The 13,293-nt window shown below is 38.7% G+C and carries 17 protein-coding genes; 5 read left to right on the forward strand and 12 right to left on the reverse strand.

What is annotated here, in order from left to right; genetic code table 11:
• Positions 1 to 51 precede the first annotated feature (51 nt).
• Positions 52 to 2,184 (reverse strand): PAS domain S-box protein, encoded by a 2,133-nt coding sequence (locus tag OTG27_RS02890; RefSeq protein WP_268936160.1) that lies wholly within the window; start codon positions 2,182 to 2,184, stop codon positions 52 to 54.
• Positions 2,185 to 2,557: 373 nt separating this feature from the next.
• Between OTG27_RS02890 and OTG27_RS02895 the strand changes: the two genes are divergently transcribed.
• Positions 2,558 to 3,472: a YitT family protein gene (locus tag OTG27_RS02895; protein ID WP_268936161.1), complete on the forward strand. Its 915-nt coding sequence runs from the start codon at positions 2,558 to 2,560 to the stop codon at positions 3,470 to 3,472.
• Positions 3,473 to 3,555: 83 nt separating this feature from the next.
• On the opposite strand, the gene OTG27_RS02900 is transcribed toward OTG27_RS02895, so the two are convergent.
• The 4 genes from OTG27_RS02900 to OTG27_RS02915 all read right to left on the reverse strand — a co-directional run bounded on the left by OTG27_RS02900 (position 3,556) and on the right by OTG27_RS02915 (position 8,032).
• On the reverse strand, positions 3,556 to 3,750 hold the full coding sequence (locus OTG27_RS02900) for a cold-shock protein (RefSeq protein WP_034307294.1): 195 nt from the start codon (positions 3,748 to 3,750) through the stop codon (positions 3,556 to 3,558).
• Positions 3,751 to 4,603: 853 nt separating this feature from the next.
• Positions 4,604 to 4,810 (reverse strand): cold-inducible protein YdjO-related protein, encoded by a 207-nt coding sequence (locus tag OTG27_RS02905; RefSeq protein ID WP_034307297.1) that lies wholly within the window; start codon positions 4,808 to 4,810, stop codon positions 4,604 to 4,606.
• 124 nt (positions 4,811 to 4,934) lie between these two features.
• Positions 4,935 to 7,061: a DNA helicase RecQ gene (gene recQ, locus OTG27_RS02910; protein WP_063577715.1), complete on the reverse strand. Its 2,127-nt coding sequence runs from the start codon at positions 7,059 to 7,061 to the stop codon at positions 4,935 to 4,937.
• Between the two features lie 155 nt (positions 7,062 to 7,216).
• Entirely contained in the window at positions 7,217 to 8,032 is an 816-nt protein-coding gene (locus OTG27_RS02915) for a LysM peptidoglycan-binding domain-containing protein (protein WP_268936162.1), read from the reverse strand.
• A 257-nt stretch (positions 8,033 to 8,289) separates the two neighbouring features.
• Here OTG27_RS02915 and OTG27_RS02920 point away from each other — a divergent pair, with 257 nt between their 5' ends.
• Genes OTG27_RS02920 through cotJC form a run of 3 tightly spaced genes read left to right on the forward strand, consistent with a single transcriptional unit; the run spans position 8,290 to position 9,373 of the window.
• Positions 8,290 to 8,523, forward strand: a complete 234-nt coding sequence (locus tag OTG27_RS02920) for a spore coat associated protein CotJA (protein ID WP_048679115.1) — start codon at positions 8,290 to 8,292, stop codon at positions 8,521 to 8,523.
• A complete protein-coding gene (locus OTG27_RS02925; protein WP_034307303.1) occupies positions 8,524 to 8,790 on the forward strand; it encodes a spore coat protein CotJB in 267 nt (88 codons plus the stop codon). It abuts the gene before it with no gap.
• 13 nt (positions 8,791 to 8,803) lie between these two features.
• A complete protein-coding gene (gene cotJC / locus OTG27_RS02930) occupies positions 8,804 to 9,373 on the forward strand; it encodes a spore coat protein CotJC (protein ID WP_063576015.1) in 570 nt (189 codons plus the stop codon).
• A gap of 45 nt (positions 9,374 to 9,418) precedes the next feature.
• Here the strand turns inward: cotJC and OTG27_RS02935 are convergent, their stop codons facing one another.
• The 5 genes from OTG27_RS02935 to OTG27_RS02955 form a co-directional block, all read right to left on the reverse strand.
• Positions 9,419 to 10,291, reverse strand: coding sequence for a CvfB family protein (locus OTG27_RS02935; RefSeq protein WP_048683447.1), 873 nt, complete (start codon positions 10,289 to 10,291; stop codon positions 9,419 to 9,421).
• 121 nt (positions 10,292 to 10,412) lie between these two features.
• Entirely contained in the window at positions 10,413 to 10,550 is a 138-nt protein-coding gene (locus tag OTG27_RS02940) for a hypothetical protein (RefSeq protein ID WP_268936163.1), read from the reverse strand.
• Positions 10,540 to 10,770, reverse strand: a complete 231-nt coding sequence (locus OTG27_RS02945) for a response regulator (RefSeq protein WP_268936164.1) — start codon at positions 10,768 to 10,770, stop codon at positions 10,540 to 10,542. Before OTG27_RS02945 ends, OTG27_RS02940 begins: the two co-directional genes overlap by 11 nt.
• A gap of 29 nt (positions 10,771 to 10,799) precedes the next feature.
• Positions 10,800 to 10,874 (reverse strand): histidine kinase dimerization/phospho-acceptor domain-containing protein, encoded by a 75-nt coding sequence (locus OTG27_RS02950; protein ID WP_268936423.1) that lies wholly within the window; start codon positions 10,872 to 10,874, stop codon positions 10,800 to 10,802.
• Positions 10,871 to 11,125 carry a hypothetical protein gene (locus OTG27_RS02955; protein ID WP_268936440.1) on the reverse strand — a complete coding sequence of 85 codons (255 nt, stop codon included), beginning with the start codon at positions 11,123 to 11,125 and terminating at the stop codon, positions 10,871 to 10,873. Before OTG27_RS02955 ends, OTG27_RS02950 begins: the two co-directional genes overlap by 4 nt.
• A gap of 196 nt (positions 11,126 to 11,321) precedes the next feature.
• Between OTG27_RS02955 and OTG27_RS02960 the strand changes: the two genes are divergently transcribed.
• Complete coding sequence (locus OTG27_RS02960; RefSeq protein WP_268936165.1) at positions 11,322 to 12,512, forward strand: alanyl-tRNA editing protein; 1,191 nt, start codon at positions 11,322 to 11,324, stop codon at positions 12,510 to 12,512.
• 93 nt (positions 12,513 to 12,605) lie between these two features.
• On the opposite strand, the gene OTG27_RS02965 is transcribed toward OTG27_RS02960, so the two are convergent.
• Positions 12,606 to 13,019: a hypothetical protein gene (locus tag OTG27_RS02965; RefSeq protein WP_052137265.1), complete on the reverse strand. Its 414-nt coding sequence runs from the start codon at positions 13,017 to 13,019 to the stop codon at positions 12,606 to 12,608.
• A gap of 78 nt (positions 13,020 to 13,097) precedes the next feature.
• A complete protein-coding gene (locus tag OTG27_RS02970; RefSeq protein WP_034307314.1) occupies positions 13,098 to 13,289 on the reverse strand; it encodes a hypothetical protein in 192 nt (63 codons plus the stop codon).
• Positions 13,290 to 13,293: the final 4 nt, after the last annotated feature.

The following is a 13,293-nucleotide window of genomic DNA, read 5'->3' on the forward strand; positions in this document are numbered from 1 at the left end:
CCCCATGCAGACATCTTCTACAATATTGTTGATATTTTTTCATTGTTCCCATTAAATATGGAGCACAATTTTAAAGACTGTACCTTTATTGACCTCGCTCTCGACAAAGACATTACCCAAATGGCTTTCTATGATTTTAAAGCTGATCATTAATCCTAACCCATTACCAGATTTTTTCGTTGTGAAAAATGGTTCTCCCAGTCTCTTAAGCTGCTCTGGCGGAATCCCAATTCCTGTGTCGGTAATGGATATTTGCACTTTATCCTCTTTAATTTCAGTCATGACTTTTATGAACCCACCGTCAGGCATAGCTTCCATACCATTTTTAATGAAGTTCAATATGACTTGTTTTAATCGATTCTCATCACAACGAACGAAGATCTCTTCGTCATTACAATCCGAAAACAGCGTGATGTTCTTCTTCCTGGCTTCAAATTCCGTCAAGGATACAACATTCTGAATGATTGGCACGAGATTCTTCAGCTCCAAAGTCAAGGCCTGTGGTTTGGCCAATTGTAGGAACTCTTCAACTATCTCATTCACACGATTGATTTCTTCCATGATTATTTCCAGATATTCTTGCTTATTTTCGTCCGTTTCATCCAATTGCAAAAATTCCGTATATCCTTTCATGGAGGTCAAGGGATTGCGTATTTCATGTGCCACTCCAGCAGCAAGCTGACCGACAGCAGCTAATTTATCCTGCCGATGGAGCATCTCTTCCGATTGTTTACGCTCGGTTATGTCATATCTAATTGTTAAATACTGAAATGGCTTTCCTTCTTCGCTGAAAAATGGAACAATTGTTGTATCGACCCAATAAAAACTGCCATCTTTCGCTTTGTTTCTAATTTCACCTTTCCAAACTTTGCATTCACGGACGGTCTTCCACATTTTTTCAAAGAATTCCTTTGAGTGGTATCCAGAATTAACGATCTTATGGGTCTGGCCTATCAATTCACCTCTCCCATAACCAGAAACCTCCGAGAACTTTTCATTCACTTCGATAATGACTCCTTTATCATCGGTAATCGCCACAATCAAGGACTGGTTGATTGCATAATGCATATCTTCCAGTTCTTTAATTGACTCCTTTAAAGCATTTTCTGCTTTTTTACGACTGGAAATATCCGAACGGATGGAAATATATTGATATGGTTTACCCTTTTTCATAAAAGGAACGATAGTTGTATCCACCCAATATACATTACCATCTTTAGCCCGATTGCATATTTCACCATGCCATGTTTTCCCTTTGCTGATCGTTAGCCATAAGTCAGTGAAAAATTCTTTCGGATGATGACCAGAATTGATTATGGAATGATTTTTCCCTATTAGTTCATGTTTTTCATATTGTGATATTTCCAGGAATTTTTCGTTTACATATGTAATGATCCCATTTGCATCCGTGATGGCGACGATCGCCGATTGATCTAAAGCATAACGGATATCGCTTACAGTATTATCACTTTTTGCTAACCGCCGGCCCACGATCGTACTTGAAGCTATCAAGCTGGCAAGGATGAATAATGAAACGAAGCATGTAAGATAAAGCATAAATGGAGTGAGTGGAACAAATTCACCCGCTTCATTTTTCGCGTTCATCGGTAAAACCCTTATAAAAAGATAATAGCCTTCAATGATTGCCCCACTCATCAAAAGAGTACTGACTGGTTTTAGCGAGGATTGACTTAATTTATTAAAATGAAATAAGATGGCAAGTGCTGCTACAAATAAAATAAAGATGCTGAAAAGCGTACTGAAGACCGATAATGGGTTAAAGTTCAAAGAGTGGTTTAATGAAGATGTTCCCATTATATAATTGGATAATATGGCCATCGTAAACATGAAACCGCAAAAAACGATTTGCAGTACTTGTGTTTTATACGAAATGGCCAATAACCCAACCCCTGCGAGAGCGATGGCTAATGCTAACGAAAAAATTATTGTAGAAAAGTTGTTTGCTGCCATTCCTGAATTATCGAGGGTGAATATGACAACAAAATTAAGCGTCCAAATAGCCACTCCCATAGAGCAGCTGCTCCCTATATACACAAGGCGTTTATATCTCTTTATCGTCAGTAATGTTGTCAGTAAATCCAACGCCGTATAACAAGCCATTATTATCAAAAGTACTGCAATCATAAAGAGAACAGGATTTGATGCTACAATTGATTGTTCCATTTTTTTACTTGATCACCTCAAACGTTCTATTCTCCTATATTGTAAAGGAAATTCATAGTACCTCAAAGGTTTTTTATTTCCTTATTCCTATTTATTTACACATCGATTCTTTCGGTGCACCCCATATCTCAAGAAAATGCAGGTTTCTTTCATAAATTCAATAAAATTAGAAATACTATTGTTTTGTATGGAGTAGAATAAGAATACATGGTAATGACAAGCATTAACAACCCTTTTTCTTCATTCCGTGACGTTATCAATGATACCAATAATTATTCAGGAATATATGAATCAGAATGTTAATTTCTTTATTTAATTATACCTATAGGTTTATAATTACATAGAACCTATATAGAGAGAAGGAGTGGGTGGCATGATTATGTCAGACCTGGCAGGTGCAAGTACAACAGAAATTATGCAAAAGAAGACCCAGCATAAAAAATTAACACTGAGACAAATTTTACAGAGAGGTCTATTAATTACAATCGGTGCGGTTTTGATGGCTGTCGGCCTCGAGATTTTTTTAGTGCCGAATAACGTAATCGACGGGGGCATAACGGGTATATCGATTATGTTATCTTACATCACTGGATGGAAGCTCGGAATCTTTCTTTTCATTTTGAATCTTCCTTTCTTTTTTATCGGTTATAAACAAATCGGCAAAACCTTCGCATTATCTACCCTTTATGGAATTTTAATCCTTTCCATTACCACTACATCGCTTCATCATGTACCAGCTTTCACTCAAGATATCCTCCTAGCGTCCGCTTTCGGCGGAATGATTCTTGGCATTGGAGTTGGAATGGTCATTCGATATGGCGGCTCATTGGATGGTACAGAAATACTTGCTATACTCGCTAGCAAGAAGCTCCCTTTTTCCGTTGGGGAGATCGTCATGTTTTTCAATTTATTCATCCTGGGAAGTGCGGGCTTCGTATTCTCGTGGGATCGTGCCATGTATTCGATCATAGCTTACTTCGTGGCATATAAAACGATGGATATCGTCATCGCAGGTTTGGACGAATCCAAATTTGTCTGGATTATCAGTGATGAATTTAATGATATCGGTGAAGCCATAATGAATCGCCTTGGGCGGGGCGTAACCTTTTTAGCTGGTGAAGGTGCTTATTCCGGTGATGATAAAAAAGTCATCTTTTGTGTAATAAACAGGCTTGAGGAAGCTAAACTTAAAGAGATAGTCAAAAGCTTCGATCCATCTGCATTTCTTGCTGTAGGGGATATCGCGGAAGTTCGAGGCGGCCGATTCAAGAAAAAAGATATCCACTAATCATTCATCTGCTTTTTGCTTCATCAAATTGGCAGAAAGATAAAAAAAGCTGAAGGGAATCCCCTTCAGCTTTTTTTATAGCCTTAATAGTTTCTTGGATTGTTAATTGCTTGAAGCATTCTGGTGCCGGGTTTCATCTCGCTGCTACATAACGGACAAACATGTTCATCATTACTTGTAAAGTTATCGCGAATCCAACCTTTGCAATCTTCTGATGTACATTCCCACACCTTTGTTTCTTCAGGAATGATTTCTTCCGTATTATTTCTTCTATACATATATCTCACTCCTTAGAATTGAATTGACTCCGTCCTGCATAACAGATCACAAGCCATAAAGATAAAAGAAGAATAGATGGCGTTTAATCTAAATTGTGAGTAAATAACCATTCGCAAATCTAAGTATGATTATTGTTCTTTCAACCAAACTTTTTGAATGGTAAGAACTTGATTACGGCATGAATTTTTCATATCTCAGTTACCATTATATCATATATATGCTTTATATATTTGAGGAAAGATTCTAAAAAAGAAAGTATTCCCCAAAATGAAACACAGTCCCTGACTTACCCTTCAGATAATCGAGACTGCGCCTGTTTAAGAATCCATTCCATATGGTTCTTCCTGCTCGTTCGTTGAACATTTCAAATCGAAGCGAGCACGAGAGTAATTTTTAATGCCAAAACCTAAAACAATGAAAGCCCTGCCTCTCTCCCATCCATACGGTTCCTAGACCGTGCCTGCGAGAATCAGATAAAAGCTTGTAAGTACATGTTTATTAATTAAAACCGTCCGTAATTCCAATTGGGTAGATTAAATTCCAAAAGACAAATGGTACATAGAAGTAAGTTAATGAAGAACAGAAATGGATCGAGGAAAATACTTGGTGATAACATGTATTTCTTTTTTCTAAATGTGTTTAACTTGTTTCTACTTCATCATGAAAATGATGAAAAATTATTTTATTAATAAAAATGTTACTTTAAATTACCCTCCAGTGCATTCTTTTCATAACACTGAAATCTAATAATATCATACATATCTTTATATGTAAAGCATTAATCCCAGATAAAAACACTCCTCCATCCTTCCTTCTCAAAATAAAAAATAAAGAGGCTATGATTCACCTCTTTTATTTAAACGCATTATACTCATTTTCAATTTTTGGGAGCTCCCTGATTTCTTCAACCAATTGACTTCCACACATTGGGCAATCATAGTTTTCCGAGGCAAAATCTTTTCTCATCCAACCATTGCAATCCGCTGATCCGCATGCATATACTATCGTATCTTCCATAACTATTTCTGGTTCCTCTGAATTCTTTTTACCAAAATACATGAGCAACCTCCTCTTTTTTATAAAGACTCTGATTAAAGGAGCGAAATTTCACCTTTTTATCATTCCTAGTATACGCATTAAACCAAATTCTTATTTATTCAATGAAGAAATTATCCAAAAAACCTTAACACCTTTCGTTTTCCAGCCCTGCCTTAACCAAGATCGCTTTGATCATAAAGTAGGAAATATGTTCGGGCAGCGCTTCTTTAAGTGGTTTCAATTTTTCTGAATCCAATTGTTTTGCAGTTTCCAAAACAAGATTAAAATCTTTCTCCAAGAAAATCTCATCCCAATTGATATCCAAGTGTTCTTCTGCACACTTTAATAAATGATTTTCAATTGAAATGGCAGACAATCCTCGCAATGTCCCTATTTCCTTGATTGATTTGCCTTCCTGATATAAGCGATAGCTTTCTAAGTGAGATGGTTTAGTAGCTCTCTTTACCGTTTCCTTTGTAACCATAGTATTCGTTTCTAATTCAGGGTGTGCCTGTACATACTGGGAAATCACTTGTAAAAATGCGTCTCCGAAGCGTTCGAATTTCTGCATCCCCACCCCTTTGACTTCCAGGAATTCCTCTTCCGTCCTCGGCAGTTTGACGGCCATATCTTTCAAAGACGCATCGGAAAAAATAATGAATGGAGGTACATTTTCCGTACTTGCCAATTCTTTTCTTAACTGTCTCAACTCTTCAAACAGCCCATGATCAGCACTGATGCTGCTTACTTTTTTTATTTCCTTACGCAGGACTTTTTTCTGTCCCAAAAGCACTTCCCTGCCAGCATTGGTAACTTTAAGAACCGGAAACTGTCCGCCCGTCATTTCGATATACTGTTTTGCTGTCAGGAAATCAATGAAATCACCAACATCCTTCGCAGTTTGATCATTGATGATACCATAGGTTGAAAGCTTCTGGAATCCGAACTCTTCAATTTTCTTATTGCGTGATCCCGTAAGCACTTGGGAAATCATCGTTTTACCGAATCGCTCCCCCATTCGCAACATGCACGAAAGGACCATTTGTGCCTGTGTAGTTACATCAACAGAGTCACGTTTATCTGTACAATTTTCGCAATGACCGCAATCTTCAGGGTTTTCTTCTCCAAAATATCTAAGAATGAAGGCTTGCAAACATCCTTCGGTAAAACAATAATCCTTCATTCTGTTCAATTTCTTCAATTCCTGGGATTGCCACTCCTGAGAGGGATTTGATTGATCAATCAAGAAACGCTGTATCTGCATATCCTGTGGGGAATATAAGAGGATACACTCGCTATCCAAACCATCCCTCCCTGCACGGCCCGCTTCCTGATAATAACTCTCCATGTTCTTTGGAGTTTGGTAATGGATGACGTATCTAACATTCGACTTATCGATTCCCATCCCGAAGGCAGATGTCGCTACCATCAAGGGAACGTCATCACGAATGAATTGATCCTGCTGTTCCGACCGTTCTTTTTCATTCATGCCAGCATGATATCGACCTGTTTTGAATCCGGCTTTAATAAGCTTGGCATACAAGGAATCGACTTCTTTCCTGGTTGCTGCATATATGATACCCGATTCATTTTTGTTTTTCTCCAAATAGCGCATTAAAAACCGACTGCGATTTTCTTCTTTCACAACGGAAAAGAACAGGTTATCTCTGGAAAATCCCGTGGATACTGTATGCTGTACAGATATTCCGAGCGACTGACATATATCATCGGTCACATGCGGTGTGGCAGTTGCCGTTAAAGCCAGTACAGTCGGAGCGGATGGCATGTTTTTCAATAAGGTTTTGATTTTTAGGTAGCTTGGCCTGAAGTCATGTCCCCATTGAGATATACAGTGGGCCTCATCAATGGCAACCATAGAAATTTCCACATTAAATAGATCCTGTTGAAATGCAGGATTTTCCAAACGTTCAGGTGCAACATAAACCAGCTTATATCTACCGTGCTTAATATCGTTCATTCTATTGGATGATTCTAACCCAGAAATGGAGCTATTAAGAAACGTGGCATCAATCCCATTTTGTTCGAGGGCATCTACTTGGTCCTTCATCAAGGAAATTAGTGGGGATATAACGAGTGTTACACCTGGCAATAGAAGGGCTGGAATTTGGTAACATATTGATTTACCTCCGCCGGTAGGCATGATTCCCGCTGTGTTTATTCCTCCCAACACCTGTTCGATAATCTGTTCCTGACCTTTTCGGAATGACTCATAACCAAAGTATTCTTGTAAATATTCACGTGCTTTTTCCATCAATTTACTATTCCTCCTATTTAACTTCTAAGGATTTATAAGGATCTATTTCTTCTATTGTACCTGCTTTTCCCGACAACCTAAAGGACAAAAAAGCAGACACAATATGTCTGTGTCTGCTTTTTCAATATATAAACATGTTTTTCATGGCTAAATTAATTCAGGATTTGCACTTTAACGTTTTTAACGCCCCAATTCACGGCATCCTGTTCGTTTGGAACAAATATGTCCACTCTATTCCCTTTGATGGCACTGCCTGTATCGGCTGCCGTTGCATAGCCATAACCTTCAACATAAACCTTTGATCCTAGCGGAATGACTGATGGGTCCACAGCAATCACCTTTGCATCAGGATTAGCTTTCAAGTCCACTCCTGTTGCTGTTGTTCCGCTGCAGCCTTGACAATCAGCCGTATAGGCGGTTGCACTAACAGTAATCTCTTTTCCAGATTCGGCTTGATCTTGGGATTCATTGTTTGAATCTGCTGGTTCCGATTTTTCAACCGGCTTTGTTTGTTCTGCTGGCTTAGATTGTTCAGCTGGTTCGGATTGCTCTGGTTGTGCAGCTTGCCCTGATTTCTGTGCAGGCCCTACACTTGCAGCTTCGACTTTGTTAGCTGCCGGTTTTATGACAATTTCTTGACCAGGATGGATTGTATCTGAACTTAAACCGTTCCAAGATTTAATATCATTTACCCCTACATCATATTTGTGTGCTATTCCCGATAATGTGTCCCCTGACTTTACTTTATAATGCTCTTCTTGAGAAATATGTATGGTTTCTCCGGCATAAATCGCGTCTGAAGACAAATCGTTCCAAGACTTAATATCTTCTACTGATACTTTATATGTTTGAGATATCCCCCATAATGTGTCTCCATCTTTCACTTTGACATCTTCTGCTTGTACCGGAATTGTGAATGCACCGGATATAGCAGCCGCTGCCGCTAACGATAAGATTGATTTTTTCATATGTTGTTACCTCCTTGTGAGCTGCTTTATAAGCTACGAGTTAAATCTTAACATAGTTTTTTTCTATACAAAGAACAAACAGATAAAGAATAGATGACAAACATCACAGTAAGATAACGGGACTATAACAAGATTTTATAATATTCTGAAAAAATATCATTTTCCATTTAATTCCCTTTCCAGGCCACAGGAGTCATATTATGCATTACCGAGGCATAAAAATTAGAGGCTATATCTTTACAAAGGAGGTATTTTTTGTGACTCGCGAAAAGACTTTTACCCTAGTTAAGTCATATAAACCTTTCCATAGTAAATTCGATCCGTGTCCGCCAATTGGGAGAAAGTATTACAGGACACCTCCTAATTTGTATATTAATTTTCAACCGCCCAATATGGAGCAGTTCACTCCGGAAGAAGCTTTGAAATACGGTACACTTTGGAAATTCTTTTATGACTTTTATGATAATCCATATCGGGAAAGGGAGACGTAAATGAATAAGAAACTGGATGATGAATATTATCAGTTGCTTGAACAAATACAGGCTGCCGATTTCGTACTTGTCGAGTTGACTCTTTATTTGGATACACATCCTAACGACCAGCAGGCTTTACAGCAATTCAATCAATTTCATGAATACTCCCAACAACTGAAATCGGTTTTTGAGCCTAAATATGGTCCATTATTGGGATTTGGAAACAGTCCAGGCGGTGAAAATAAATGGGAATGGGGCCAAGGCCCTTGGCCATGGCAGGTATAAGGAGAGATGAGCTATGTGGGTTTATGAAAAGAAGCTGCAATATCCAGTTAAAGTAAGAGACTGTAATCCCCGATTGGCTAAATATTTAATAGAACAATATGGCGGTGCTGATGGTGAGTTGGCTGCAGCACTCCGTTACTTAAATCAACGATATACAATTCCGGAAAAAGTCATTGGCCTGCTTACGGATATCGGAACGGAAGAATTTGCCCATCTCGAAATGATCGCTACGATGATCTATAAGCTTACAAAAGATGCCACACCTCAGCAGATGGCAGCCGCCGGGCTAGGGGATCATTATGTCAATCATGATAGTGCCCTTTATTATCATGACGCAGCAGGGAATCCATGGACCGCCACTTATATCCAAGCAAAAGGAGATCCGATTGCAGATTTATATGAAGATATCGCTGCTGAAGAGAAGGCCAGAGCAACCTACCAGTGGTTAATTGACATCTCGGATGATCCTGATATCAATGATTCACTCAGGTTTTTACGCGAGAGGGAAATTGTCCATTCGATGAGGTTCAGGGAAGCGGTGGAGATTTTAAAAGAAGAAAAAGGCAAAAAGAAGTTCTTTTAATGAAATTCACAATAAAAAAGCAGCGGATAAAATCCGCTGCTTTTTTCATTTACGGTCTGAAGAATATGTCCATCCATCTTCCTGGTAAATCTTTTCTTCTTTCATCAGTTTGCCGAGAGCACGCTTGAACGCTCCCTTGCTCAAACCGAAGTGGAACTTGATATCATCAGGTGGCGTTTTGTCACCATAAGGCATTGCACCGCCGCGATTCATTAAATAAGTGAAAATGACATCAGCATCTTCCCCCATTAAATCTTGTTTAAAGGGGATTAAAGAAACGTTAAGCGTTCCATCTTCTTTACTATCAATGACGCGCCCTTCAACTAATTCACCAAGACGGGGCTCCTCCTTGCGTTCACTTTCGTGAATGAAACAGCGGTACCCTTCTTCTGAAATAAAAAATGATCCAACCATAAGCAAACGATAGACATTTCCCTTAATACTGGTGTTACGAATCCCTTTTAATGGAGCTGTTACTGCAATCTCCTGAATGACATCTTCGGTTGCAAGTTTACCAAACAGGCGATCATGACGATCTGTCTTCAGGGATACATATAGACGATCACCAACCTCAGGCCATAATCGATCTATATTCGGAAGGTCATCCAGGGATACAAGAATATCTTTCGAAAGACCGATGTCAACAAAAACACCAAGTTTCCTTTTCACATTGACAACTTCCGCCCAGCCATACTGATCAATCTGAATTTCGGGTATCTTCATTGTCGCTGTTAGCCTTGCTTGTTTGTCATGGTAGATGAACACAGTTACTTCATCGCCAATCTCAAGTTCCGTTCCTTCATTCATTTCATTATGATGAAGTAAGACATCTTCTGAACCATCCGTTAAAAACCATCCGAAATCAGCCTTACGTTCCACTTCTAACTCTACAGCCATGCCGGCCTGAATTTTTTGCATGAATAAAAATCCTCCTGTAACTTACCTTTACCTACAATTGTATCCAATTATTTATTTTTCCAACATATTTGAATTTATCATTTTTTTGATGTTCTGTATACCTATTACGGTTTTTTATTTTTTAACCCTTGTTTTCTCCATGAAGTGCCTGCGGGATTAGTATCTGCCCTTGTTTACCGTTACTTAACAAGGTATGCATGATCACTTTGGATAATTGGCTCGGTTTATAAGGTTTAACTAAATAATCCTTAGCTCCCAAGGAAATCCCCTTCTCCCTTTCCAAGTGCAGTCGAAACAAAAACGGAAATCTCATTCAAATCAGAGGATCCTTTAAATTCCCTCAGGATCGCCCAGCCGTCCATCTCCCCCTCTTCAAGAAGGATATCCAGTACAATGGCGTCCGGAGGTGAGGATTTCAGTTTTTGAAAAGCCTTTCTACCACTTTTGAAATAGCTGACATGGAAACCACTGTCCTTCATTGTTAAGCCCCACTTCTTTTAGAGTAACTCTAGGTAAAACCGAGGACTCTTGCAAGCGGTGTCCTTAATTCATGACTAACTGTACTGACAAATTCGGACTTCATTTGATCCACTTCATATTCTTTTGTGATATCACAATATACCAAAATTGTGCCATATCCTTCTCGAGATAATGCAGTGTCTCAAAATAAACCTTTATGACCTGATTCGTCTCTTCCTTTTTGAATGTAAAACTTCGTCCTTCATAATTTACTCCTTCCAGATTATCAATCGCTTCATCCATTGCATGTAAAAACCTCTCCCCCTCCATTTGTACAGCATTTTCAGCACTCCACGTTTCCCATGGCAAGTCCATTATTTGATCAGGAAAAGAATCAGGACGATCAAAAGGGCAGTCTATAAATAGTTATTGCCATCTTGCACAATTTATTTAGAATTTGTCATAAAGTTTTGCTTTTATCCCTGACTAATCTTCTAAAACCCGCGATTTTAAACTCTAGTATTTCGGTGATATAATTTAATGATCAACTGAAAGGAAAAAGAAATCATTCATGACAAAAAAATTATATTACACGTCCACCAAGACCTCCCAATGGGATACCGAAATTCGGGAGACCATTGTAGAAAATGGCTTTTACTATATCACTCTTGAAGAAACCGCTTTTTATCCCGAAGGCGGCGGTCAGCCAGCAGATACTGGTAAAATAGAAGGAATCACCGTTCTTGACGTTATAAAAGACAATGATGGAAAGATTCTTCATAAGATGGAGAGACGGCCAGATTCAGAGATCGTCCACTGTGAACTTGATTGGCCCCGCCGCTTCGATCATATGCAACAGCATAGCGGCCAGCATCTACTCTCTGCTGTCTGCAGGGAACTGTTTGACTCTAATACGGTTAGCTTTCACCTTGGTAAGGAATATTTAACGATCGATATAATGGCAGGATTTCAATGGACTGAGGTACATACGGCTGCTGCTGAAAAGCTAGTTAATCAATATATCATCGAGAATCGCGAATTACTTATCTATTATGTGACAAACGAGAAACTACAGACACTTCCTGTCGTCAAAATGCCTAAAGTGTCAGAAAATATCCGTATTGTTGAGATAGTAGGAATTGAATATAACCCTTGCGGTGGAACTCATGTAGAGCGTACCGGTGAGATTGGGTTAATAAAAATTTTCAAAGCGGAGAAGCAGAAAGAGCTTACCCGTCTCTACTTTAAGTGCGGCTTCAGGGCATTGAATGATTATTCCGAAAGTCTAGGAATTCTTTCTGCATTATCGACTAAATTCAATACCGGACGTACAGAGATCCTGAATAGGGTGGAGAAACTTGAAAATGACTATAAGCAGCTGCTATCGGCAAATGAAAACTTAAAACTTGAAAATGCAAATTTTCTTGCTGACTCCCTGCTTGCAGAAAATGGAGGGGGATTCATTTCTCATATTTTCGAAGATAGCTCAATGAAAGAACTGCTTTACCTTGCAGGTACGATTGTAAAAAAAGAAAAGGTTACTGTATTATTAGCATCACGTAAGGAGCAAAAGGTCATCCTCTCGCACAGCGGGGACAATCCCTTTAATTGCGGACAATATTTCAAAGCGGAACTGGGCTCCTATAATGGAAAAGGCGGAGGGAACGGACGTACTGCACAAGCAGGCTTTGCATCACAAAATGACTTAATTGCATTTTATCAATACTCAGTTGAAAAATTAGGTCAAAATCCTCGTGCATAAAACCGATCCGTAATGGATGGCATACGTGATGATCATGGAAATCATTACTTCTCAAAATCAGAAAAGAGAGGACAGATTACGTCCTCTCTCTTTTTATTCTTCTATTTTCAATTTCCCTAACCCGTGTTCTTCAATATGAAGATGATATTTTTCCTCGAGCTCCATGATACGTTTAAACGCTTCCTCCTGATTGTATTCATGGTTTTCCGACTCCAAGGCGAACTCTTTCCTAGCCAAATGGTAGGCAAGCTTATCCCTGAACACTCCATCTTCATACTCATTTATGACTGTATGAAGTTGATCCTCCAATTCCCTGCTCAGATCATACATTTCGTAATCCTTTATAAACTGTACTCCTTCCATGCCGAAATCTTTCGCAAAGGAATTGATATACTGTTCCATTTCACTGAATTCTTTATTATCTTCAGTATCGGAAGCAACCCAATATCCGTACTGAACCATTTTGAATAATGTTTCATACTGTTTCTTGGTAAAATTGATTTTCATTGACGATACTCCTTTTCCGGTTTCCTTACAACAAAAAGAATAAACCGCAATGGAATAAAAGTCCAATGCGGTTCATTCTCAATCCAATATTTCTGTTACAGAAAAATATGCTGCTTTTTCCGTATCTACGACATAATGGCAATCGCCTTTAACTAAATTATAATAACGGTGCTTTTGAATATTTGAAATCATTTGAGTTGAATCATCACCTTCAACCTCATGCTCTAGTTCTTTGCCGCCCGGAAAATAAAAACCAACTTTCAATTTCATCTTT

Origin of the sequence: Peribacillus sp. AS_2 (assembly GCF_026891895.1) — a bacterium.
GTDB lineage: Bacteria > Bacillota > Bacilli > Bacillales > DSM-1321 > Peribacillus > Peribacillus frigoritolerans.